General features: G+C 67.3%; 21 protein-coding genes and 1 riboswitch. Of the genes, 15 read left to right on the top strand and 6 right to left on the bottom strand.

Annotated elements, in window-relative coordinates; genetic code table 11:
• Positions 1–168: 168 nt before the first annotated feature.
• Positions 169–267: riboswitch (glycine riboswitch) on the top strand.
• Between the two features lie 156 nt (positions 268–423).
• From gcvP to BJG92_RS07885, 5 genes are all read left to right on the top strand, one after another.
• Positions 424–3,348, top strand: coding sequence for an aminomethyl-transferring glycine dehydrogenase (gcvP, locus tag BJG92_RS07905; protein ID WP_269461810.1), 2,925 nt, complete (start codon positions 424–426; stop codon positions 3,346–3,348).
• A gap of 12 nt (positions 3,349–3,360) precedes the next feature.
• Positions 3,361–4,509 carry a glycine cleavage system aminomethyltransferase GcvT gene (gcvT, locus tag BJG92_RS07900; RefSeq protein ID WP_232083469.1) on the top strand — a complete coding sequence of 383 codons (1,149 nt, stop codon included), beginning with the start codon at positions 3,361–3,363 and terminating at the stop codon, positions 4,507–4,509.
• 81 nt (positions 4,510–4,590) lie between these two features.
• Positions 4,591–4,986: a glycine cleavage system protein GcvH gene (gene gcvH / locus BJG92_RS07895; protein ID WP_232083468.1), complete on the top strand. Its 396-nt coding sequence runs from the start codon at positions 4,591–4,593 to the stop codon at positions 4,984–4,986.
• Positions 4,983–6,311, top strand: a complete 1,329-nt coding sequence (gene glyA, locus BJG92_RS07890) for a serine hydroxymethyltransferase (RefSeq protein WP_308011637.1) — start codon at positions 4,983–4,985, stop codon at positions 6,309–6,311. The genes gcvH and glyA overlap by 4 nt, the downstream gene beginning before the upstream one ends.
• Positions 6,312–6,484: 173 nt before the next feature.
• Positions 6,485–7,897 (top strand): L-serine ammonia-lyase, encoded by a 1,413-nt coding sequence (locus tag BJG92_RS07885; RefSeq protein ID WP_232083467.1) that lies wholly within the window; start codon positions 6,485–6,487, stop codon positions 7,895–7,897.
• 1 nt (position 7,898) lies between these two features.
• Here the strand turns inward: BJG92_RS07885 and BJG92_RS07880 are convergent, their stop codons facing one another.
• Positions 7,899–8,453: a TspO/MBR family protein gene (locus tag BJG92_RS07880; protein ID WP_232083466.1), complete on the bottom strand. Its 555-nt coding sequence runs from the start codon at positions 8,451–8,453 to the stop codon at positions 7,899–7,901.
• Positions 8,454–8,567: 114 nt separating this feature from the next.
• On the opposite strand from BJG92_RS07880, the gene BJG92_RS07875 reads away from it, so the two are divergent.
• Both BJG92_RS07875 and BJG92_RS07870 read left to right on the top strand, forming a co-directional pair.
• Positions 8,568–9,641 (top strand): peptidoglycan bridge formation glycyltransferase FemA/FemB family protein, encoded by a 1,074-nt coding sequence (locus tag BJG92_RS07875; protein ID WP_232083465.1) that lies wholly within the window; start codon positions 8,568–8,570, stop codon positions 9,639–9,641.
• 31 nt (positions 9,642–9,672) lie between these two features.
• The gene (locus tag BJG92_RS07870; RefSeq protein ID WP_232083464.1) at positions 9,673–11,169 is read left to right on the top strand and encodes a threonine/serine exporter ThrE family protein; all 1,497 of its coding nucleotides are present in this window, start codon (positions 9,673–9,675) and stop codon (positions 11,167–11,169) included.
• 26 nt (positions 11,170–11,195) lie between these two features.
• On the opposite strand, the gene BJG92_RS07865 is transcribed toward BJG92_RS07870, so the two are convergent.
• A complete protein-coding gene (locus BJG92_RS07865) occupies positions 11,196–12,035 on the bottom strand; it encodes a siderophore-interacting protein (RefSeq protein ID WP_232083463.1) in 840 nt (279 codons plus the stop codon).
• 78 nt (positions 12,036–12,113) lie between these two features.
• Positions 12,114–12,884 carry a uracil-DNA glycosylase gene (locus BJG92_RS07860; RefSeq protein WP_232083462.1) on the bottom strand — a complete coding sequence of 257 codons (771 nt, stop codon included), beginning with the start codon at positions 12,882–12,884 and terminating at the stop codon, positions 12,114–12,116.
• 91 nt (positions 12,885–12,975) lie between these two features.
• Between BJG92_RS07860 and BJG92_RS07855 the strand changes: the two genes are divergently transcribed.
• The 6 genes from BJG92_RS07855 (at position 12,976) to BJG92_RS07830 (ending at position 18,785) form a co-directional block, all read left to right on the top strand.
• Positions 12,976–13,293 carry a DUF3263 domain-containing protein gene (locus tag BJG92_RS07855; protein WP_232083461.1) on the top strand — a complete coding sequence of 106 codons (318 nt, stop codon included), beginning with the start codon at positions 12,976–12,978 and terminating at the stop codon, positions 13,291–13,293.
• A gap of 82 nt (positions 13,294–13,375) precedes the next feature.
• The gene (locus tag BJG92_RS07850; protein WP_232083460.1) at positions 13,376–14,002 is read left to right on the top strand and encodes a LytR C-terminal domain-containing protein; all 627 of its coding nucleotides are present in this window, start codon (positions 13,376–13,378) and stop codon (positions 14,000–14,002) included.
• A gap of 159 nt (positions 14,003–14,161) precedes the next feature.
• A complete protein-coding gene (locus BJG92_RS07845; RefSeq protein WP_232083459.1) occupies positions 14,162–14,365 on the top strand; it encodes a cold-shock protein in 204 nt (67 codons plus the stop codon).
• Positions 14,365–15,711, top strand: coding sequence for an ABC transporter substrate-binding protein (locus BJG92_RS07840; RefSeq protein ID WP_374199773.1), 1,347 nt, complete (start codon positions 14,365–14,367; stop codon positions 15,709–15,711). Before BJG92_RS07845 ends, BJG92_RS07840 begins: the two co-directional genes overlap by 1 nt.
• A gap of 316 nt (positions 15,712–16,027) precedes the next feature.
• Positions 16,028–17,665 carry a chaperonin GroEL gene (groL, locus tag BJG92_RS07835; protein ID WP_232083458.1) on the top strand — a complete coding sequence of 546 codons (1,638 nt, stop codon included), beginning with the start codon at positions 16,028–16,030 and terminating at the stop codon, positions 17,663–17,665.
• A 148-nt stretch (positions 17,666–17,813) separates the two neighbouring features.
• Complete coding sequence (locus BJG92_RS07830; RefSeq protein ID WP_232083457.1) at positions 17,814–18,785, top strand: ribonuclease HI family protein; 972 nt, start codon at positions 17,814–17,816, stop codon at positions 18,783–18,785.
• A gap of 27 nt (positions 18,786–18,812) precedes the next feature.
• Here BJG92_RS07830 and BJG92_RS07825 read toward each other — a convergent pair whose 3' ends face one another.
• From BJG92_RS07825 to BJG92_RS07815, 3 genes are all read right to left on the bottom strand, one after another.
• Complete coding sequence (locus BJG92_RS07825) at positions 18,813–19,100, bottom strand: WXG100 family type VII secretion target (protein ID WP_232083456.1); 288 nt, start codon at positions 19,098–19,100, stop codon at positions 18,813–18,815.
• Positions 19,101–19,240: 140 nt separating this feature from the next.
• Positions 19,241–20,767, bottom strand: coding sequence for a HAMP domain-containing sensor histidine kinase (locus BJG92_RS07820; protein ID WP_232083488.1), 1,527 nt, complete (start codon positions 20,765–20,767; stop codon positions 19,241–19,243).
• Positions 20,768–20,772: 5 nt separating this feature from the next.
• The gene (locus tag BJG92_RS07815; protein ID WP_232083487.1) at positions 20,773–21,483 is read right to left on the bottom strand and encodes a response regulator transcription factor; all 711 of its coding nucleotides are present in this window, start codon (positions 21,481–21,483) and stop codon (positions 20,773–20,775) included.
• Positions 21,484–21,710: 227 nt separating this feature from the next.
• Between BJG92_RS07815 and BJG92_RS07810 the strand changes: the two genes are divergently transcribed.
• Positions 21,711–21,968: a hypothetical protein gene (locus BJG92_RS07810; protein ID WP_232083455.1), complete on the top strand. Its 258-nt coding sequence runs from the start codon at positions 21,711–21,713 to the stop codon at positions 21,966–21,968.
• 3 nt (positions 21,969–21,971) lie between these two features.
• Positions 21,972–22,847: an FHA domain-containing protein gene (locus BJG92_RS07805; protein ID WP_232083454.1), complete on the top strand. Its 876-nt coding sequence runs from the start codon at positions 21,972–21,974 to the stop codon at positions 22,845–22,847.
• Positions 22,848–22,871: the final 24 nt, after the last annotated feature.

Genomic DNA, 22,871 nt, shown 5'->3' with positions numbered 1-22,871 from the left:
CATAGCCCGCGCCGAATTCGCCGGAAGCCTGCGGGGAAGCCGTAAGGGTACGGCGACCCCGGCGCTGTCCGGCGAATTCGCGTGGGCGGACTCATTAGTTTGCGGAGCGGGGCCGGGCATAGGACAATGGAACTTGTGACTGCTGTCACCCCCAATTGAATATGCCTTTGATCTGCGGCGGGAGAGTCCTGCAAGTAGGTACAAGCAGGCGCCGTAGGAGCAAATCCTCCCCAGGAATCTCTCAGGCCCATGTACCGCCGCGGCGAGGCGACTCTGGAAAGTAGCAGGCTGTCCCGTGACATGCTGTGCTCACCGACGGTGCAAGCGGAGCAATGCGAAAGCATGCGGCGCGGAAACTCTCAGGTCCAATACAGAGCGGGGAGGAACCCGAATCAATGCGGCGTACCCTGCGCCGCCTTAGTTATGGAGTTCCTTGTGACTGTTACCTCAGCCTCCACGTCCTTCGTTGACCGGCACATCGGCGCCCGCCGCCAGTCCGACGTCGACGCCATGCTGAAGGCTGTCGGCTACGACACCGTCGATGCGCTCGTGGACACTGCTGTCCCGAAGGACATCCGGCAGGACTCCCCGCTGGCGCTGGGCCAAGCCCTCAGCGAAGTCGAAGTCCTCGCCGAACTGCGCAAGATCGCTGCGAAGAACAAGACCGCCGTCCAGATGATCGGGCAGGGCTACTACGACACGATCACGCCCGCCGTCATCCGCCGCAACATCCTGGAGGCCCCGGCCTGGTACACGGCCTACACGCCGTACCAGCCGGAAATCTCCCAGGGCCGGCTCGAGGCGCTGCTGAACTTCCAGACCATGGTCCAGGACCTGGTCGGTCTCCCCATCGCCAACGCCTCCCTGCTGGACGAGGCCACCGCCGTCGCCGAGGCCGTCCTGATGATGCGCAGGGCCAACAAGAACAAGTCCGCCCACGACGGCAAGACCGTCCTCGACGCCGACTGCCTCCCGCAGACCATCGCGATCGTCAAGGGCCGCGCCGAGGCGCTCGGGTTCGAGGTGGAGGTCGCCGACCTGGGCAAGGGCCTGCCCGACGGCGTCATAAACGGTGTTGTCCTGCAGCAGCCCGGTGCCTCCGGCCGGGTCTTGGACCACTCCGCCGTGATTGCCGAAGCCAAGGAACGCGGCGCCCTCGTCACCGTCGCCGCGGACCTGCTCTCGCTGACCCTCATCACGTCCCCGGGGGAGCAGGGCGCCGACATCGCTGTCGGCTCCGCCCAGCGCTTCGGCGTCCCGCTGTTCTTCGGCGGCCCGCACGCCGCGTACATGGCGGTCCAGAAGGGCCTCGAGCGGTCCATGCCCGGCCGCCTCGTCGGGGTGTCCAAGGACAACGCCGGCGTCCCCGCCTACCGGCTGGCGCTGCAGACCCGCGAGCAGCACATCCGCCGCGAGAAGGCCACCTCCAACATCTGCACCGCCCAGGCGCTGCTGGCCATCGTCTCCTCCTTCTACGCCGTCTACCACGGCCCGGACGGGCTCAAGGCCATCGCCGAGACCACGCACGGGCACGCCAGGACCATCGCGGCGTCCCTCAAGGCCGCGGGCCTGGACGTGCTGCACACCTCGTTCTTCGACACCGTCACCGTGTCCGTCCCTGGCAAGGCCGCGCAGATCATCGCCGCCGCCGAGGCCAAGGGCATCAACCTGCGCACCATCGACGCGGACACGGTCGGGATTTCCGCCGATGAGGCCACGACGGCGGGCATCGTCGCCGCCGTCGTCGCCGCCTTCGGTGCCAGCGTCGCAGACGCAAAATCAGTCGACGCTTCCGGTGTCGGCCTGGACCGCGCCGTCGAGCGCACGTCTGACTACCTCCAGCACCCGGTCTTCAACACCCACCGCTCCGAGACCCAGCTGCTGCGCTACATCCGCCGGCTGTCAGACCGCGACCTCGCCCTGGACCGCACCATGATCCCGCTGGGCTCGTGCACCATGAAGCTGAACGCCACGGCCGAGATGGAAGCCATGTCCTGGCCGGAATTCGCCTCCATCCACCCGTTCGCCCCCGAATCCCAGACCGAGGGCTGGCGCGAGCTGATCGAGGACCTCGAAGCCCAGCTGACCGAGATCACCGGCTACGACCAGGTCTCCATCCAGCCGAACGCCGGATCCCAGGGCGAACTCGCCGGCCTGCTGGCCATCCGCGGCTACCACCACTCGCGCGGCGAGGCCCAGCGCAACATCTGCCTCATCCCCGCCTCGGCCCACGGCACCAACGCGGCCTCCGCCGTGCTCGCCGGCATGAAGGTCGTCGTCGTGGCCACGGCCACGGACGGCACGATCGACCATGCGGACCTGCAGGCCAAGATCGAGCTGCACAAGGATGCGCTGTCCGCGATCATGATTACCTACCCGTCCACCCACGGGGTTTTCGACGCCGACGTCCGGGAGGTCTGCGAGGCCATCCACGACGCGGGCGGCCAGGTCTACATTGACGGCGCCAACCTCAACGCGCTCGTCGGGCTGGCCCAGCCCGGACTGTTCGGCGGCGATGTCTCCCACCTGAACCTGCACAAGACCTTCTGCATCCCGCACGGCGGCGGCGGCCCCGGCGTCGGACCGGTCGCGGCCAAGGCCCACCTGGCACCGTTCATGCCGGGCGATGCCAACAACGCCGACCCGTCCCACGGCGCCGGCACCCCGATTTCCGCGTCCCGTTACGGCTCGGCCGGCGTGCTGCCGATTTCCTGGGCCTACGTGAAGCTCATGGGCGGGCAGGGGCTCACCGAGGCCACCCGGTCCGCCCTGCTCGCGGCCAACTACATCGCGGCCCGGCTGAATGACTCCTTCCCGGTGCTCTACACCGGCGAAGGCGGTCTCGTGGCGCACGAATGCATCCTGGACCTGCGCGAACTCACGGCCAAGACCGGTGTGACGGCCGAGGACGTCGCCAAGCGCCTGATCGACTACGGCTTCCACGCCCCCACCCTGGCGTTCCCGGTGGCCGGCACCCTCATGGTGGAGCCCACCGAATCCGAGGACCTGGGCGAGATCGACCGCTTCATCACCGCCATGGTCTCTATCCGCGCTGAAATCGACCAGGTGGCGCACGGTGACTTCACCGCGGAGCACAGCCCGCTGCGCAACGCCCCGCACACCGCCGCCGCCGTCATCAGCACCGACTGGGCACGGGAATACCCGCGCGAGCAGGCCGTCTTCCCGGTCCACACCCTCCGCCAGGACAAGTACTTCCCGCCGGTCGGCCGGATCGACGGCGCCGCAGGGGACCGGAACCTGATCTGCTCTTGCCCTCCACTCGAAGCCTTCGAAGAAGACACAGCAGTCCACTCCGACGACTCCGCCCACTCCGACTCTGACAGCTAGGGACAGCCACCGATGACTGAGAATTACACGGCACTTTACGAAGAGCACAAGAAGCTCGGCGCCTCCTTCACGGACTTTGGCGGCTGGCAGATGCCGCTCAAGTACAGCTCCGAACTGGCCGAGCACCACGCCGTCCGAAAATCCGCAGGCCTCTTCGACCTCTCCCATATGGGCGAAGTCTGGGTCACCGGCCCGGACGCCGCCGCCTTCCTGGACTACGCCCTCGTGGGCAAGATCTCCGCCATGGCGATCGGCAAAGCCAAGTACTCGCTGATCGCCAACGAGGACGGCGGCATCATCGATGACCTCATCACCTACCGCCGGGGCGAGCAGAAGTTCCTCGTCGTCCCCAACGCCGGCAACGCCACGGTGGTGGCCGCTGCCCTCGCCGAGCGAGCGGGTTCTGCCCACGAAGGCGGTTTCGACGTCGCCGTCCGGGACGCCTCCGCCGAAACCTCGCTGATCGCCGTGCAGGGGCCCAGGGCGCAGGACATCCTGCTGCGCCTGGTCCCTGCCGCGCAGCACGAGCTCGTGACCGGGCTGAAGTACTACGCTGCCGTGGACGTCCCCTTCCTGGTGGGCGGCACCAGCCAGGAACTCCTGCTGGCCCGGACCGGGTACACCGGTGAGGACGGCTTTGAGATCTTTGTGGCCAACGACGACGCCGCCGCCCTCTGGCAGTCGCTCGTCGCGGTCGCCGAGGAAGGTGAGCTCACCCCCGCCGGACTCGCCTCGCGCGACTCCCTCCGGCTCGAAGCCGGCATGCCGCTCTACGGCAACGAACTCTCCCTCGAAGGTGACCCCTTCAGCGCAGGCCTGGGTCCCGTCGTCGCGCTCTCCAAGGAACGCGACTTCGTCGGGAAGGCCGCCCTCGCCGCCACGAAGGAAGCCGGCGCCGGCACCACCAAAGGCCGCAAACTCGTCGGCCTCAGGGGCCTTGGACGCCGGGCCGGCCGCGGCCACTACCCGGTGCTCAAGGACGGCAGCAAGGTTGGCGAAGTCACCTCCGGCCAGCCCTCACCGACCCTGGGCTACCCAGTGGCCATGGCCTACGTCGACGTCGCGTTCGCCGAGCCCGGCACCGCCCTGGACATCGACCTCCGCGGCAAGGCCGAGCCCTTCGAAGTGGTCGCACTGCCGTTCTACAAGCGCGTCAAGTAGCCCTGAGGGTGGCGGACCCCGCCGCGTCACCCAGCCACAATAGATGTAGCCCACGAATCTTTAGACTTAAAGGAAAAACACATGGCAAAAGTTGCCCCTGAACTGCAGTACTCCGACGAGCACGAGTGGGTTGCCCGGGACTCCGGCAACGCCGGATCCAACATTGTGTCCATCGGCATCTCCGCCGTCGCCACCGACGCCCTCGGCGACATCGTCTACGTGGACCTGCCCGAGGTTGGCGCCGCGGTGACCGCGGGGGAGACCTGCGGCGAAGTCGAATCGACCAAGTCCGTCTCGGACCTCTACGCCCCCGTCACCGGCGAGGTCACCGAAACCAACCCCGCCGTCGTCGACGACCCGTCGCTGATCAACAGCGATCCGTACGGTGCCGGCTGGCTCTTCAAGGTGGCCGCCGAATCCGACGGCCCCCTGCTCTCGGCCCAGGAGTACGCCTCCAAGAACGGCGGCGAGCTGTGAGCGGCGCAGGGACCGCAGGGACAGTAACTTTTGAGCAGGTTCTCTCCCCGAGCCTGGACGCCGAGCTGTCGGCCCTGGACCCCGAGATCGCCGTTCAGATCGACGCCGAGCTGACCCGCCAGCGCGACGGCCTGGAAATGATCGCCTCGGAAAACCACACCGCCAAGGCCGTCATGCAGGCACAGGGTTCGGTGCTGACCAACAAGTACGCCGAGGGGTACCCGGGCAAGCGCTACTACGGCGGCTGCGAGCACGTCGACGTGATCGAACAGCTCGCGATCGACAGGGTCAAGGCCCTCTTCGGCGCCGCGTACGCCAACGTCCAGCCGCACTCCGGCGCCCAGGCCAACGCTTCGGTCATGCACGCGCTGATCCGTCCGGGCGACACCATCATGGGCCTGAACCTGGCTCACGGCGGTCACCTGACGCACGGCATGAAGATCAACTTCTCCGGCCGTTTGTACAACGTGATCCCGTACCAGGTCCGGGAAGAGGACCACCGGATCGACATGGCAGAGGTCGAACGCCTGGCCCAGGAGCACAAGCCGCAGCTGATTGTTGCCGGCTGGTCCGCGTACGCCCGCCAGTTGGACTTCGCCGAGTTCCGCAGGATCGCCGACTCCGTGGGCGCCTACCTCATGGTGGACATGGCCCACTTCGCCGGGCTCGTGGCCGCAGGGCTGCACCCGTCACCGGTGCCGCACGCGCACGTCACCACCTCCACCACGCACAAGACCCTTGCGGGTCCGCGCGGCGGCATCATCCTTTCCAACGACGCCGCCATCGCCAAGAAGATCAACTCGGCTGTGTTCCCGGGCCAGCAGGGCGGACCGCTCGAGCACGTTATCGCCGGTAAGGCCGTGGCCTTCAAGATCGCCGCGTCCCCGGAGTTCAAGGAACGCCAGGAACGTGTCCTCGCCGGCGCCCGGATCCTCGCCGACCGGCTGGTCCAGCCGGACGTCACCGCCCGGGGCATCAACGTGATCTCCGGCGGCACCGACGTGCACCTGGTCCTCGTGGACCTGCGCAACTGCGAACTCAACGGCCAGGAAGCCGAGGACCGCCTCGCGGACATCGACATCACCGTCAACCGCAACGCCGTCCCGTTCGACCCGCGCCCGCCGATGGTCACCTCGGGCCTGCGGATCGGCACCCCGGCCCTGGCCACCCGCGGCTTCGGCGAAGCAGCCTTCGCCGAGGTTGCGGATATCATCGCTGAGGCGCTGACCGCCGACGCCGGTGCGGAGCTGGCAGGCCTGCGCACCAGGGTGCAGGCCCTCGCCGCCGCCCACCCGCTCTACCCCTCGGTTGCCAACGTCAGCTGACTGTTGTCCGGGCCCGCTCCGGGACCGGCTGGCCTCGGAGGGGGCCGGGCATCCGGCAGCCTGCGTCCAAGGGAGCGTCACGTCCGCGCAGCGGGCGTCTTCGCGACCGAGCATGCAGAGGATGTCCGGTTCCCTCCGCCGACCGACCACGAATATTAGTTAGGAACCCGGCCATGGCTGTTGGCGTCTTTGATCTTTTTTCCATTGGGATCGGGCCTTCGAGTTCGCATACGGTGGGCCCGATGCGAGCTGCCGCGGTTTTCGCGGAGGAGCTGAAGGCCGCCAGGGACCTGGAGAAGGTGGCGTCGCTCCGGGTTGACCTGTATGGCTCGCTCGCCGCGACGGGGCATGGCCACGGGACGATGACCGCCATTTTGCTGGGCCTGGAAGGATTCCACCCCGAGCTGATCCTCCCCGAGGAAGTGGAGGAGCGGCTGGCCACGATCGCCGAGACCGGCACCCTGCAGCTTGCCGGCGCCGTCGCGCTGCCCTACGCGGTGCAGGACATGATCCTGCGCCCCCTGACCATCCTGCCCCGGCACACGAACGGGATGACCTTCACGGTCTCCGACGCCGACGGGGAAGTCCTCCACACGGCGACGTTCTTCTCGGTCGGCGGCGGCTTCATCGTCCGCGAGGGCGAGGAGGATGCCGCGCTGAAGGAACTCGACGAATCCAAGAAGGAACTTCCACTGCCTTTCCGCACCGCCGCGGAACTACTGGGCCGCTGCCAGTCCAAGGGCCTCTCGATCGGTGAGATCATGTTCGTCAACGAGCGCGCCTCCCGGACCGAGGCGGAGATCCGCGACGGGCTCCTGCACATCTACTCCGTGATGGAAGGCTGCGTCGAAGTCAGCCTCAAGCGCGAGGGACTGCTCCCGGGAGGGCTCAAGGTCCGCCGTCGTGCACCCGACTGGCACGAACGCCTCATGAAGGAAAACCGCGGGCAGGACCCCGACTACCGGGACCCCAAGTACTGGCAGGAATGGGTGAATCTGATTGCACTTGCCGTGAACGAGGAAAACGCCTCGGGCGGCCGCGTGGTCACCGCCCCCACCAACGGCGCGGCCGGCATCATCCCCGCGGTGCTTTATTACGCCCTGCACTTCGCCCCCGGCATGGACAAGGCCAGCCAGGCCGACCGCGACGACGTTGTGGTCAAATTCCTGCTGACCGCCGGTGCCATCGGGGTGCTGTATAAGGAACAGGCGTCAATCTCCGGCGCCGAGGTGGGCTGCCAGGGCGAGGTCGGCTCGGCGTCGTCGATGGCCGCAGCAGGCCTCGCGGAGGTCATGGGCGGGACGCCCCAGCAGGTCGAAAACGCCGCGGAAATCGCCATGGAGCACAACCTCGGACTGACCTGCGATCCCATCGGCGGGCTCGTGCAGATCCCGTGCATCGAACGCAACGCCATTGCGGCGGCGAAGGCCATCAACGCCGCCAAGATGGCGCTGTGGGGCGACGGCACGCACCGGGTCTCCCTCGACGAGGTCATCGTCACCATGCGGGAAACCGGCAGGGACATGAGCTCCAAGTACAAGGAAACGGCCATGGGCGGCCTCGCCGTGAACGTGGTGGAATGCTAGGTCAGTTGTGCAGCGCCGCCCAGAGGTTCAACGACGAGGCAAAGACGACCCAGGCGAGGTAGGGCAGCATCAGCAGCCCGGCGGCGCGGCTGATGGGCCAGAAGTACAGGGCGGTCACGGCCACGGCAACGGCCAGGGCCACAATGATCACGAACGCGATCCACAGGGCGGGCGTGCCGAGTGCCGGGTACAGGCCGAAGAAGGCCGGTGTCCACAGCAGGTTCAACACCAGCTGCACAGCGTAGGCGGTGAGAGCGGGCCTGGTCCTTGCGGTGCCGCGGCGCCAGACAAGCCACGCGGCCACGGCCATCGCGCTATAAAGAATGGTCCATGCCGGCCCGAACACCCAGTTCGGCGGAGACCAGGGCGCCTTGTCCGCGGTGGTATACCAGCCGTCGACATTGCTGGCCGAGGCCAGTCCGCCCAGCCCTGCGACCAGAGCGGAGGCCGCGAGGAAGACCAGCAGCCCCAGCACCTGGGCGCCAGGCGTGCGGTGTCCGGCCGCGCGTTCCTGGCTTCCGGATCCTGTGGCCAATGATTGCTGATCAGAGGGCATGCTTCCAGAGTAGCGTTCCGCTCCGGGCGGGAACAGGGACCCGGGCGGATAGACTTGACTCTGCATGTCCACATGCCGCCGACGCTCGAACAGCAATGATTGGATGCCGCACCCTTGCGTGAATTCACTGCCCGCTTTGCCTCTTCCGAAGAGATCGCCAACTGGGACGCCCACGTCACCGCGAACCCCAATGGCGGCAACCTGCTGCAATCGGCAGCCTTTGCCGAGGTCAAGCAGCACTTCGGCTGGAAACCCCTGCACCTTGTCTACGAGAGCGCCGAGTACACAAGTTACAACCTCGTCCTGGAGAAGTCCTTTCCCCTCCTGGGCAAGCTCTGGTACCTCATCAAGGGCCCGGACGTGGCGTCCGTTGAGGACATCCCCGGCATCGCCGCAGCCAACGCCGAGTTCGTCAAGCGCGCCCGGCTGGGAGTCTTCGCCATCAAGATCGAGCCGGACATCGTCCTCTCCGAGGAGGCCCGGCGCGTCCTCGAAGGCGCCGGGCTGATCAAGACCCCCAACCTGCAGCCCAATGACTCGACGGCCCTGCTGGATATCTCCCCGGAGGAGAACCAGCTGCTGCGCAACCTGCACTCCCGGGGCCGCAATGCCGTCCGCCGTGCCATCCGCGAAGGTGTCGAGGTCAGCACCGTGGAACCCACCGAAGAGAACTTCCGCGCCATGTACGCGCTGATGACCACCACCGTGGAGGCCAAGTCCCAGGTCCGGGTCCGCGAGTATGAGTATTACCGCCAGTTCTGGACGAATTTCATCAACCGGGGCCAGGGCAGGCTCCTCTTCGTCTACGAGAACGGCGTGCCCTCAGTGGGCGCCTTCGTCATCAACTACGGCCGGAAGGGCACCTACAAGGACGGCGGCTCGCTGCAGAAGCGCAGCCAATACGGGGATTCCCACCTGGTGCAGTGGACAGCCATCAACCAGCTCAAGCAAATCGGCTGCACCGACTACGATTTCTGCGGTACTCCTCCGAGCGACCAGCTGAAGGACACGTCCAACCCGTTCCACGGGCTGGGCCTGTTCAAGACCAGCTTCAGCAAGACCGTCACCGACTTCGTCGGCTGCTACGACCAGGTGCTGAGCCCGTCAAGGTACAAGGCCTGGATGGCCGCCGGGGAACGCCTGGCCCGCCAGATCTATACCCGCCGCACAGGCCAGCAGTTCTACTAAACCGGTTGCCACGGAAACTGAGGACGCCGGAATGACCAAGGAAGCCGACGGCCGCCGCAGGCCGCACACCGACGGATTGCCCATGACCGAGCCCATGTCGCCTCTGCAGGTGCGCCAGAACGCCGCCGCGAAGCGCATGCTGCGCCGGCTGGTCCAGGGCGAAAACCCGCCGACAGCCCCGATGAGCATCGTGGACCGCCTGGCCGGCAGCCCCTATGCGAACCCGATGATCCAGGTAGGCGGGGTGGACACCTCCGCCCGCAAGACCATCGACTTCGCGCTGCACCTGGCCGAATCGATGTTCCGCTACGGCGCCGGCGCCCTCGAAGTCGAGACGAGCATCATCGCGATCACTGCCGCGCTGGGGCTCAAAAACATCGAGGTGGACATCACGAACCAGTCGGTGGCCATCAACTATGCGCCCAAGGACCAGACGCCCATCACGCTGCTGCGCGTCGTGCGGTCCTGGACCAACAACTACGCAGGGCTGGCCCAGGTCCATTCCCTGGTCACGGACATCGTGGCCGGAGGAGTGGGCCGTGAGGAGGCCGTTCGCCGGCTCGAGGACATCACCCAAAGTGCCAAGCCGTTCCCGCGCTGGATGGTCACGGTGGCCTTCGGGGTGTTCTCCGCCGTCTTCGTCGGAGTCCTCGGTGGCGGACTGGGCGCCTCTGTGGTGGCGTTCTTCTCCAATCTGCTGGTCAGCCTGCTGGCCCGGCAATTGGGGCGCTGGCGCACTCCGGACTTCTTCGTCACCGCGTCCTGCTCCTTCCTTGTCACCATCGTCGCCCTGCTGCTGTGGCGGTTCGGCAGCCCGGTGGGGATTCAGATCGCCCCCGCCATCGTGGTGGTGGGCGGCATCTTGCTGCTGCTTCCGACCGGGCGGCTTGTCTCGTCGGTGCAGGACGCCATCAACGGATTCCCGGTCACGGCGGCCGGCCGTTTCGTGTCCACCATGCTGACCTTCGGGGCGCTCGTCGCCGGAATTGCCATCGGTTTCGTGGTCGGGGATATGACCGGAATGGAGCCCATCGACGTCACGGAAACATTCCCGCCCAAGTATGACTTGTGGGTCATCGTCCTCCTGATCGCCATTGCAGTGCTCATGATTGGCATCACCGAGCAGACCAGCTGGACCCTGCTGCTGCCGACGGCAGCCGTCGGCGTTGTGGGCTATCTGGTGCTCATCGGAGGAGACGCCCTCGGCATCGGCCCGCGATTCGCGCCGGCTCTCGCCGCCGTCGTGATCGGCTTGCTGGCCCGGGTGGTCGCGCTGCGGATGGGCGCCCCGCAGCTGGTGGTGGCCGTCCCCGCCGCCCTGATCCTGCTGCCCGGCCTCACCATATTCCGTTCGATGTATGTCTTGACCATCGAGGAGTCGGAGATCCTGATAGGAGCCGGCGGCATGCTCAACGCTGGGGCGATCGTCCTCGGCGTCGCGGCCGGGATCGTGCTCGGCGACACGCTCGCGCGGCCCCTCACCCGGAGCCTTGCCAGTAACGAACGACGGCGGGCCCGGCGCCGCTAACGCCTGGCCGGCGCCGTCGTGCGCCCTTAGATCTTGCCTATCGGCAGCTTCTTCTCGGCCTGGAAATCGTCCTCGACCCTGCCCCGGGCCCAATAGCCGGACAGTGAGACCTGTCCACGTTCGAGTCCGCGCTCTGTGAACAGGACATCGCGGAGGCCTTTCATGGAGCCGCGCTCCCCGTGGGCGAAGACCTGGACCCGGCCCTCGGGCCAGGCGGCGTCGCGGACGGCGCTGACTAACAGTTCGGCGGCCCCGGCCGGGACGCCGTCACGCTGGAGCCAGCGTAGTTCGACGCCGGCGGGAGCGGCGATGGCCTGGATGTCGGCCGCGCTGTCCACCTCCAGGAAGGCGAGGCCGCGCGCGTCTTCGGGCAGGTATTCGATCGCGGCCCCGATGGCCGGCAGCGCGGATTCGTCGCCCGCGAAAAGGTGCCAGTCCGCCGCCGGGTCCGGGTTGTAGCCGCCGCCCGGGCCGGTGAAGATGAGGGTGTCCCCGGGTTCGGCCGAGGCCGCCCAGGGCCCCGCGAGGCCATCTTCGCCATGGATGACAAAATCAATGGCGAGTTCGCCGGCGGCCTCATCCACCCAGCGGACGGTGTAAGTCCGGGTGTGCGGCCACTGATCGCGCGGCATGGAGTCCCGCACTTCCCAGAGGTCCAGCGGCTGCGGGTAGTCGACGCCGGGCTGCGGGAACACAATCTTGACGTACCGGTCCACGAACCCGTTATTGACGAACTCGGCAAAGCCCGGGCCGCCCGCCACGATCCGGACCATGTGCGGTGAGAGCTGCTCGCGCCGCAGGACCGCGAGGTTCGTCTGCGGACGCGATTTCCGGGAGGCCGAGGTGGTGGCGGGGACTGAAGTCATGGGGACAAGCCTAACGAAGAAGCCTGACGGCCGGTCCCGGCCGGCAAGCCCGGCAGCAACCACCCGACGGCCAGCCCGTCAGGGAAGCGGCGGGAGTTCCCAGTCCACTTCACCGCCACCTTGTTCCTGGAGCAGGCCGTTGGCGCGGCTGAAGGGCCGGGAACCGAAAAATCCCCGCGAGGCCGACAGGGGGCTGGGGTGGGCGCTGGCGATCACCGGCGCAGCCCCCAGCAGCGGCGTGACGGACCCCGCGTCTTTGCCCCAGAGGATCGCGACAAGCGGCGCCGGTGCCCCGTCCGCGGCACGACGGTTCGCGACGGCGGTGATGGCCGCCGCCGTGATCGCCTCCCACCCCCTGTTCCGGTGCGAGCCGGCAGCGCCGGCGCGGACGCTGAGGACCCTGTTCAGGAGCAGGACTCCCTGGTCCGCCCAGCGGCTCAGGTCCCCATGGACCCGCGGCGGCAGTCCGAGGTCGGCGTCGAGCTCTTTGTAGATATTGGCGAGGCTGCGGGGAATGGGGCGGGTTGCGCCGTCCACCGCGAAGGACAGTCCGATCGCGTGCCCGGGCGTCGGGTAGGGGTCCTGGCCAACGACCAGGATCCGGACGCCCGCCAGTGGTTGCCGGAACGCGCGCAACACGTTCGACGGGGAAGGCAGCACCTCATGCCCTCCGGCGACCTCGCCCGCCAGGAACTCCAGCACGCCCCGCAGCTGCGCATCGACCCCGGCAAGCGCCTCAGCCCAGTCCGGCGCCACGAGCTCGCTGAGGGGGAGCCGGGCCAGCCCGGCAAAGCCCACCGGTTCAGCCGCTGCGGGCTCCAGTTCGAACAACGCCTCGGAATCAAACACGGCTCCATTCTCGCAGGGTCCCAAATGACAAGCCTGTTATTCGCCCGTAACATGGGGGAGATTCTTATCGGAGCCAGCCAGGGAGTGTGTCGTGGCCGAACAAGCGCAAGAGCATCCTTCGACGGCGGACGCAGCCGCCGCGGAGACCGGCAATGAGTCGGCGCTGAGCAGCCGGGACCAGCAGATGCTGGCTCTGGAACGGCAGTGGTGGAAGTACGCCGGGGCCAAGGAACAGGCCATTCGGGAGCTCTTCGACCTGTCCGCCACGCACTACTACCAGATCCTGAACGCGCTCATCGACACCGATGATGCGCTGGCCCACGATCCCATGTTGGTCAAGAGATTGCGTAGACTACGTACGTCACGCCAACGCGCGCGCACTGCTCGCCGGTTGGGAACAGACGCGTAAAACCATGGCCGTAGCGCATCTTCCTGCGCACAGACCGGCCTTGGGAAATTCGTAAGAAATCAGCAAGGACGTCTTTTTTACCATGACCAAATACGCTCGGGATGAATTTGATCGGGTCCCTGAAACCTCCACACGGCAGGGTGTCCACCGGACGGTCGCCGAATCCCGCCGCCGCCGTCTGGGCCCCGTCCTGGCCGCCGGTGCCGCGGCACTGGCCGTGGGGCTGGTGGCCTTCCTGATCATGCCGAAGCTGGGCACGACGCCCGCCGGAACCACCGCGGCCGTCTCGGCCGGCCAGGGCAGCAGCGCCACCGCATCGTCCGCCCCGGCCAGCGCCGCCCCGGCCAGCCCCGCGCCGGCCAGCCCCGCGCCGAGCGAGGTGCCCTCCGCCGCCGCAACGCCGTCGGGCACGCCCAAGCCGGCCGCCGCCGCCGTCGACAAAACCCAGCCTGTCGCGATTTACAACGGCACCACCACAGCGGGACTTGCGGGCCGCGTGGGCGGAACGGTGACCACGGCAGGCTGGAACCTCGGCCCGACTGGAAACTGGGGTGGCGTTCGCCAGCAGGCCTCCGTGATCTTCTACAGCAGCGCTGCGCAGAAGGGCAACGCCGAGGCCCTCGGCTCGCTGCTCGGTATCCCGGCGATGGTGGAGTCCGCCGAGTTCAAGATGCCGCTTGTTGTGGTGCTTGGCCCCGGCTTCCAGTAGCCGTTTCCGGTTACGCCTGAATAACTATTAGCCGCGGCCCCGGCACGCGGCCTGCACTCCGGCCCGATGCTGCGGGTACAGTATTTTCGGACTTCTTATCGCATTCCGCGGCGCACAGTGTGGTGGGCCGTTCGCCAGCAAACTGAAAGCGTGGACAGCATGGCATTGGGAACCGTCAAATGGTTCAACGCCGAAAAGGGCTACGGTTTCATCACGGTGGACAGCTCCGGGGCCGACGTCTTCGTGCACTGGTCCGCGATCGCGGGGGAGGGCTACCGCGCACTCGACGAGGGCCAGCGCGTGGAGCTGGAAATCGGCGAGGGCGAGAAGGGCCCGCAGGCCGAAAGCGTCCGGCCAGCGTAGTGTCACGTCCCGCTGCTGAGCGCAGCCCGCACCCGTCCCCGGACGCCGCGTCCGGCAACGCCGGCTCCCGTGCGCCGCGCCTCCGCCGCACCGCGGCTGCGGCCGCCTCGGCCGCTGCGGCTGTGCTTGCCCTGACGGCCTGCGGGGGCCCGGCCGGCGGCGCCCGCGTGGGGCCGGCCGATGCCAGCGGAGACGGCACCCTGAGGATCGGGCTGATCCTGGACAACACGGGCCAGCAAAACTTCCTCAACGCGCCCCAGCTGGCCGCGGCGAAACTCGCCGTCAAGGAGATCAACGCCGCGGGCGGCCACAAGGGCAAGCCGGTGGAGCTGCTCCCGGCACGAATCGGCGCGGACACGGCGGCCCAGGCCAAGGAGCTGGTGGCGGCCAAGGCGGACGTTGTGATCGGCCCGACCGATTCCAGCCGGGCGCCCGGCGCCATCGACGTGCTCTCCAACGCCAGGATCGCCCTGATTTCCCCCGCGAACTCGGCCAGCGGGCTCAGCAGCTACAAGAGCAACGGCTACTATTTCCGCACCTCGGCCGCTGACATCGCGCAGGCCCCCGTGCTCGTCAAGCTCGCGAAGGACGGCGGCGCGTCAGCGATCGCCGTCGTGTTCGAGGAAGGCAGCTACGGCAAGGACGTCTCCGCTGCCGTCTCCGCCGCCGCCAAGCAGGCCGGGCTCGGCCCGGTAACAGTCGCCGAATTCACGCCGGGACAGGCCCAGCAGGCCGCTGCCGCCGCCGAGGCCGCGGGTCCCGACGCCGTCGTCCTGGTTTCCCGGGACGGTGCGCAGGGGGCCATTGCCGAACTGAACAACGTCGGCCTGGCCGGGAAAAAGCTGATCCTCAGCGATGGCGCCATCAACCAGTACGGGTCCGGCCTCGGTTCCCGGGCGCTGGACGGCGCGAGGGGGATCCTTCCCGGGATCTTCGCCTCCGCGCACTTCCAGGGTGAGCTGGTGTCGGTCGATCCCGGGCTGAAGGACATGGCGTTCGCCGCCGAGACGTACGACGCCGTCAACCTGGCCGCTGTTGCGGCCGCCGCGGCCCAGGACGACGCCGGCACGTCCATCGCGTCGAAGCTGATCGCCGTCTCCGGCGGTACGGCCCCCGTGTCCGGCGGCGCCCTGCCCGCCGGGGAGGCCGCCGTGTGCACGAGCTACAAGGAATGCAGCGATGCGCTCCGCGCCGGCAAGCGACCGGATTACGACGGCGAATCCGGGCGGATCAGCTTCGACTCCAACGGAGACGTCACCTCCGCGAACTACGTTGTCTACACCTATGGACCAGAGAACCTGGCCACCATGAGCGGAAGCGAAACAGCAAGCCGTAAGGGGAGTTAATCGCCCGTAGCGAATTGTGGCCCCGCGCTGCCCGCCGTGGCGCAGATACCTAGCCATCCGGCACGCCCACTGCTTGCACTCTCCCCGGGGGAGTGCTAATTATTGACTTAGCACTCCCGCGTATTGACTGCTAAAACGACGCCCGGTTCGCCCGGCCGCGAAGTGAAGCAGCCGGTCCGGGAGCGAGAGAAATACCTGGCTGTGGTGAGATCCCGGACCCGGCGGCATACAGAGGCCGCAGGCGAGGAATCGTCCGTCGCGGGCACCGCAGCCAAGGTCCATTCTTAACGACTGTCCCGAAAGGACTACTGCCGTTATGGCCAAGATCATTGCATTTGATGAAGAGGCACGCCGCGGTCTTGAGCGGGGCCTGAACATCCTCGCCGACGCCGTCAAGGTCACCCTCGGCCCGCGTGGACGCAACGTCGTCCTCGAGAAGAAGTGGGGCGCCCCCACGATCACCAACGATGGTGTTTCCATCGCCAAGGAGATCGAGCTGGACGACCCTTACGAGAAGATCGGCGCCGAGCTGGTCAAGGAAGTTGCCAAGAAGACGGACGACGTCGCTGGCGACGGAACCACCACGGCTACCGTGCTGGCCCAGGCCCTGGTCAAGGAAGGCCTGCGCAACGTCGCGGCCGGCGCAGATCCCCTGTCCCTCAAGCGGGGCATTGAAAAGGCTGTCGAAGCCGTCACCCGTGAACTCCTGGCTTCCGCCAAGGAAATCGAAACCAAGGAAGAGATCGCCGCTACGGCCTCGATCTCTGCCGGTGACAACGAAATTGGCGCCCTGATTGCCGAAGCCCTGGACAAGGTCGGCAAGGAAGGCGTCATCACGGTCGAGGAGTCGAACACCTTCGGCCTGGAGCTGGAGCTCACCGAAGGCATGCGCTTCGACAAGGGCTACATCTCCGCGTACTTCGTCACCGACGCCGAGCGCCAGGAAACGGTCCTTGAGGATCCGTACATCCTGATCGTCAACTCCAAGATCTCCAGCGTCAAGGAACTGGTTGCTGTCCTCGAAAAGGTCATGCAGTCGTCCAAGCCGCTGCTGATCATTGCCGAAGACATCGAGGGCGAGGCCCTGGCCACCCTCATCGTCAACAAGATCCGTGGCACTTTCAAGTCCGTCGCCGTCAAGGCTCCGGGCTTCGGTGACCGCCGCAAGGCGCAGCTCGCCGACATCGCCATCCTCACCGGTGGCCAGGTCATCTCCGAGGAAGTCGGCCTCAAGCTTGAGACCGCCGGCCTCGAACTCCTGGGCCGCGCCCGCAAGGTCGTTGTCACCAAGGACGAGACCACCATCGTCGAGGGTGCAGGCGACGCGGACCAGATCGCCGGCCGCGTATCCCAGATCCGTGCCGAGATCGAGAACTCCGATTCGGACTACGACCGCGAGAAGCTGCAGGAACGCCTGGCCAAGCTGGCCGGCGGCGTTGCAGTCATCAAGGCCGGCGCCGCAACCGAAGTTGAACTCAAGGAACGCAAGCACCGCATTGAGGACGCTGTCCGCAACGCGAAGGCTGCTGTCGAAGAGGGCATCGTCGCCGGCGGTGGCGTTGCCCTGATCCAGGCCGGCCTCAAGGCCTTCGCCAACCTGAACCTCACGGGTGACGAGGCAACCGGTGCGAACATCGTCCGCGTCGCCATCGACGCCCCGCTGAAGCAGATCGCCTTCAACGCCGGCCTCGAGCCCGGCGTCGTGGTCGACAAGGTCCGCGGGCTGCCTGCCGGCCACGGCCTGAACGCTGCAACCGGCGAGTACGTCGACCTGCTGGCTGCCGGGATCAACGACCCGGTCAAGGTCACCCGCTCTGCCCTGCAGAACGCGGCTTCCATTGCCGGCCTGTTCCTCACCACCGAGGCCGTTGTGGCCGACAAGCCGGAGAAGAACGCGCCGGCCATGGGCGGCGGCGACGACATGGGCGGCATGGGCGGCATGGGCGGTTTCTAACCACCCGGCTCCCGGCCACCTGAACGCATCGTTCGACGACGGCGGTCCCACCTTCGGGTGGGGCCGCCGTCGGCGTTAACCGGAGGCCGGTGCGGGCCGGCCTTCGCCGGCCGGCTATTGTGGCTCAGCAGTCTGGCAGGATAGTGCAGTGACGATTACAGCAGCAGCCGACGGTTCGGCTTTAGGAAATCCCGGTCCGGCCGGATGGGCCTGGTACGTGGACGAGGACTGCTGGCGCGCCGGAGGATGGCCGCACGGCACCAACAACCAGGGCGAGCTGATGGCCGTCCTGGACCTGTTCCGGTCCACCAAGCACCTCGCCGGGGAGGAGCTGCACATCCTCTGTGACAGCCAGTACGTCATCAACTCGGTGACCAAGTGGATGCCTGGCTGGAAGCGGAAGGGGTGGCGCAAGTCCGACGGCAAGCCCGTGATGAACGTGGAGCTGCTCAAGGACATCGACCGGGAACTGGCCGGGCGCAAGTACACCTTCGAGTGGGTGCGCGGCCACGCCGGGCATGACCTGAACGAGGCGGCCGATGACCGCGCCCGGGCCGCGGCCACGGCCTACCAGCAGCGTGTTGCCGTCCGCCAGGGCCCCGGTTTCGGTGCCGAGGCGGAAGGTGAGCCCCCTGCGGCGGGGGCCGCACCCCCGGTGCCGCAGCCCTCCCCGGTCCCCGCGGCCCAGCAGGGACTGTTCGGGGGACCCGGAATGTTCGATGAGCCCGACCTTTTCAGTGAGCTGGAGGAGGACCCGACGCCGGCGCCCGGCACGGATTCCAGCCCGGAAGCGATTGTTGAAGCACTCGAGCGCGAGCTGCTGCGCCCGGAAACCAGGGCCGACACGGGACGCACCGGCGTTCTGTTGCACCCGGACTTCACCGAAATCGGCAGCTCGGGCCGGATCTGGACCCGCGACGCCATGATGATGGCGCTGGAAGAGGGCCCGGGCGCGCCCACCGAGCTGGAGCTGCTGGGGGCGGAACGGGTGGGCGAAGGTACCGTTCTGCTGACCTACCGCAGCTACGCACGCACCGGAACGTCACTCCGTAGCTCCCTATGGGTCCACGACGGCGCGCAATGGCGGCTCCGCTTCCACCAGGGCACCCCCGAAGCCTGATTGACGCAGCGGGCCGCCGAGGGCCGCCTAGCTGAAACGCTGGGTGTTGTTCAGTTCGGCCTGCGCGTAGCTGGCCGCAGCGGAGTTGAGCGCCAGGTTGATGGAGGCCAGGGACGCCTCGACCTTGCCTTGCGTCAGGGTCCACTCGGCGACGAGCGCCTGGAAGTTCGTGGCGGCCGAGCCGCGCCACGTGGACTGCAGTTCGTCCAGGCCGCGCTTCATCATCTGGACGTCAGCGCTGATCCGGTCGACCGTGGCTTTGACGTTGGCTGACTTGAGCTGGAGGAGTTCCGTGTCGACGGAGATAATGCTCATGGAAGATTGCCTCTCGAGGGAGTGACCCGCCCGGGCTGTCCGGACCCCTCGAGCCTAGGCAGGCTGCCGCAGCACGCGGCGGGGCCACGTGGGCTATGTGGAAAAGCCTTCAGACGGCGCCGCCGGGACGGACCGGCCGGCTAACGGTCGGCGGCATCACGGGCAGCGTCGGGGACGGCGTCGGCCGCGCTGTCATCGACAGTGTCCTGGAGGCCGTCTCCGGGACGGTCCGCGGTTGACTCGTCCAGGAACGGAAGGCTGACCACTAGCGTGGCGCCGCCGCCGTCGGTCTCCTCGACCCGGACGGTGCCGGAGTGGGAGCCGACAATGGCCGCCACGATCGCCAGCCCCAGCCCGCTGCCGCCCGTTTCCCTGGTCCGCGACGTGTCCGAACGGTAGAAGCGCTCGAAGATCCGGGCGGCTTCCTCGTCCGGGACGCCGGGGCCGTGGTCGCGGACCTCGATGACCGAGTACCTGGCGCCGTCCTCGCCGGCACGGACGCCGACCGCCAGTTCAATCGGCGTGCCTCCGGGGGTGTAGCGCAGGGCGTTGCCCACGAGGTTGCCCACCACTTGGCGAAGCTTGGCCTCGTCGCCGAGGACCGGCGCCGGTGCGGCGGGGCCGCCGTCGAGCCCGGTGAGTACGATGGCGCGGCCCTGGTCGCTGGCCTGCGTGTCCACCACCGCGTCGTTGGCAATCAGCAGCAGATCGGCGGGTTGTTGCTGCAGCGGACGCTGTTCGTCGATCCGGGCAAGCAGCAGCAGGTCCTCCACCATGGAGCCCATCCGTTTGGCTTCGCTTTCGATCCGCCCCATGGCGGTGGCGACGTCCTCCGGGGTGGACAGTGCGCCTTGCCGGTACAACTCGGAGAAGCCACGGATGGTCACCAGCGGGGTGCGCAGTTCATGGGAGGCGTCGGCGGCGAAGCGGCGCATCCGTGCCTCGGACGCCATCCGGGCGGCGAAGGCTGTTTCGATGTGCGCCAGCATGGCGTTGAGCGAGCTGCCCAGCCGGCCTACCTCCGTGCCGGGGTTTTCGATCTTGACGCGCCTCGAGAGGTCGCCGGCGGCAATGGCCGCCGCGGTCTTCTCCACCCGGGCCAGCGGCCGGAAGGACCTGGAGATGCTCCACGTGGCGATGAAGAAGGCCAGCACGAGTGTCAGCAGGCCCACACCCACCACCACCAGCACGGCGTGTTCCATCACGGAATCCACTGGCCAGAGCGGCAGCCCGATCACCACGACGGAGCTGCGCTGGCTGTTGTCGACGACGCTCAGGGCAACCACCCGCCAGTTGCGTCCGTCCGTCCCGCGGACCTGGAACGGTACCTGTGCGCGGTCCTTGGCTTCCGCAGCGCTCATGCTGCTGATGGCCGGGTGCAGTTCCTTGTCACCGCCGAAGGGGATGGCGGACTGCCCCTGGGGCAGGAGCATCAGGGAATAGTCCGTGGGGATGCTCTGGTTCTGGTCCTGCAGCTGGCTGAACGACTGCTGGCGGACCACCGAATCGACCGCCGCCTTGAGTTTGTCATCCACCTGGCCCTGGAGGTAGCTGTGCAGCAGCGTCAGCGTTCCGGCGCCCGTGGCGGTGAGCGCCACCAGCATCAGCGCCGTCATGATGGCGACCAGCTGCGAGCGGAGCGAGGCCGCCTTCCAACGCTTCAGCAACAAGGTCAGCGCTTCTCGGCCGTCCGCAGCACGTAGCCGACGCCGCGCTTGGTCTGGATCAGCGCAGGCGCATCGGGGTCGATGTCCACCTTGCGGCGCAGGTAGGAGATGTAGGACTCCACGATCGAGGCGTCTCCGTTGAAGTCGTATTCCCAGACATGGTCCAGGATCTGCGACTTGGACAACACCCGGTTCGGGTTGAGCATGAGATAGCGCAGGAGCTTGAATTCCGTGGGGGAAAGCTCAATCACGGTTCCGCCACGGCGCACCTCGTGGGCGTCGTCGTCGAGCTGCAGGTCATCGACGCGGATGACGGCGTCGTCGTCCTGCAGCGGCTGGGTCCGCCGGAGTACGGCGCGGATGCGCGCCACCACCTCGTCGAGGCTGAAGGGCTTGGTGACGTAGTCGTCGCCGCCCACCGTCAGGCCCATGACCTTGTCCTCGGTGTCGTCCTTTGCGGTCAGGAACAGGACGGGGAAGTGCTTGCCGGAGGCGCGGAGGCGGCGGGTGACGGTAAAACCGTCCATGTCCGGCAGCATGACGTCCAGCACGGCGAGGTCGGGGGCGTGGAGCTCCGCAGCGGCGAGGGCCTCGCGACCGTTGGACGCCGAGACCACTTCAAAGCCGGCAAAGCGCAGTGAGGTGGACAGCAGTTCGCGGATGTTGGGTTCGTCATCGACGACGAGCAGCTTGGCTTCCGGGCTGATCTTTTTCATGGTTCCCATGATCCTCCCAGACTCTGTGAGTTTTCTGAACGAAAGATGTGTGTTGCATGTGCCGCGACGCAGCCCCCTGGCAGCCCCAGGCTGCGGCGTCGGTCACCCCTGGTTTCCGTCGGCCGGAAGTCATTCCGCTTTGCTGGCAGGGACACTAGAGTGAAGTCACTGGCACGACTCGGACCGGCGGCTGCTTGCCCCGACTCAAGAAGAGGACACGAGAACAGATGACCGAAAGCACTGGGATGAACAGCACAGGCAACCCTGACCGGAGCATCCGGGACTGGGCGGACCTTGCCGAAGAGATGTGGTCCTACCTGACGGGTAAAGGCGCCGCCATTAACTACAACTTCGTCGATATGACCATTGAGGTGCCCCGCGACATCGGGCCCGACGCGCCGCGTGCCACCTGGAAACTGAACGGCAGCCTCCGGGTGACCACCAGCGACAAGGACGCAGCCGGCTCCGACGAGAACAGGGGCTGAAGCATGGCCCCTCGGTTCCGGGCCGACATCAACCTGGACTTTTCGCTGCTGGAGGATTCCGGGGCGGAGACAAAGGGGTCGGTGCACGCCGCCGGAACCGAAGTCGTGGTCTCGGTGGACCGCATCGACGCGCTGCGCTCGCAGCGCCTGCCTTCCCTGGCTGCCATCAGGCCCCTGGCCAAAGCGTTGTCCGACCAGAACATCACGGTTGTCGTGGAGGGGCCGCACGGCCGGATTATGAGCCTGGGGGCCGTTGACGTGCCCAGACCGCAACGCGCACTTACCCGCTCCCCGCACATCAGGCTCGGCAAATTGGGTGCCTTGGCACCCATGCTGAAGCGCCGCCGTCGGACACCTGCCCGGAGTTTTTCACTGCTGCCTCCGGGGACCATGTTTCCCCTGTTGCCGACCGTGAAGCGCACCATCCCGCGGCGGATCACCACGACCCACTACACCCGCGGTGGCGGCCGGCCGCGGCTCATCTTCGTTCAAAATGCCGTGTCCTGGAACGGACAGATTCCGCGTGAGTTCAACCTCACCGCTGAGCGCGTGCGCATCGGCAGCGACCAAGCCGCGGAATTGCAGCTCCCGGGACTCGATCCCGTGCACGCAGAGATCGTCCACAACGACCGGGACGAATACGTCCTGGTCCGGCACGGGAAGATCAGCGGAAGCTTCGGCCAGGGATCCACGTCTGTGCTGCGCACCGGCGCGAGGATCCAGCTGGGCGAGTGGTGCCTGGCCTTCTTCCGCGAGGAATTCGCCGACCATGGCCGCCCCTTCGGCGGGAGGAGCGGCGGTGAATTCGCCTACCAGCGGCCCCAGCGCGACCCCCGCACGGGAGCACTTGAACAGGACGGCTCAACGTTCACCCGCTAGGCGCGGGGAGGGGGAGGCACCGGC

The sequence above is a fragment of the Arthrobacter sp. SO5 genome (genome assembly GCF_020532805.1).
Taxonomy (GTDB): domain Bacteria; phylum Actinomycetota; class Actinomycetes; order Actinomycetales; family Micrococcaceae; genus Arthrobacter.
Note: the sequence above shows the minus strand (reverse complement) of the source record. Positions and strands in the feature narration are given on the sequence as shown.

What these genes read in the sequence shown, in the direction of transcription:
- BJG92_RS07870 (WP_232083464.1), top strand. Translation starts at nt 9,673, where the DNA reads ATGACCAAGGAAGCCGACGGCCGCCGCAGGCCGCACACCGACGGATTG.
- groL (WP_232083458.1), top strand. Translation starts at nt 16,028, where the DNA reads ATGGCCAAGATCATTGCATTTGATGAAGAGGCACGCCGCGGTCTTGAG.
- gcvH (WP_232083468.1), top strand. Translation starts at nt 4,591, where the DNA reads ATGGCAAAAGTTGCCCCTGAACTGCAGTACTCCGACGAGCACGAGTGG.
- BJG92_RS07885 (WP_232083467.1), top strand. Translation starts at nt 6,485, where the DNA reads ATGGCTGTTGGCGTCTTTGATCTTTTTTCCATTGGGATCGGGCCTTCG.
- gcvT (WP_232083469.1), top strand. Translation starts at nt 3,361, where the DNA reads ATGACTGAGAATTACACGGCACTTTACGAAGAGCACAAGAAGCTCGGC.
- BJG92_RS07825 (WP_232083456.1), bottom strand. Translation starts at nt 19,100, where the DNA reads ATGAGCATTATCTCCGTCGACACGGAACTCCTCCAGCTCAAGTCAGCC.
- BJG92_RS07880 (WP_232083466.1), bottom strand. Translation starts at nt 8,453, where the DNA reads ATGCCCTCTGATCAGCAATCATTGGCCACAGGATCCGGAAGCCAGGAA.
- BJG92_RS07850 (WP_232083460.1), top strand. Translation starts at nt 13,376, where the DNA reads ATGACCAAATACGCTCGGGATGAATTTGATCGGGTCCCTGAAACCTCC.
- gcvP (WP_269461810.1), top strand. Translation starts at nt 424, where the DNA reads ATGGAGTTCCTTGTGACTGTTACCTCAGCCTCCACGTCCTTCGTTGAC.
- BJG92_RS07815 (WP_232083487.1), bottom strand. Translation starts at nt 21,483, where the DNA reads ATGAAAAAGATCAGCCCGGAAGCCAAGCTGCTCGTCGTCGATGACGAA.
- BJG92_RS07805 (WP_232083454.1), top strand. Translation starts at nt 21,972, where the DNA reads ATGGCCCCTCGGTTCCGGGCCGACATCAACCTGGACTTTTCGCTGCTG.
- BJG92_RS07865 (WP_232083463.1), bottom strand. Translation starts at nt 12,035, where the DNA reads ATGACTTCAGTCCCCGCCACCACCTCGGCCTCCCGGAAATCGCGTCCG.
- BJG92_RS07845 (WP_232083459.1), top strand. Translation starts at nt 14,162, where the DNA reads ATGGCATTGGGAACCGTCAAATGGTTCAACGCCGAAAAGGGCTACGGT.
- BJG92_RS07810 (WP_232083455.1), top strand. Translation starts at nt 21,711, where the DNA reads ATGACCGAAAGCACTGGGATGAACAGCACAGGCAACCCTGACCGGAGC.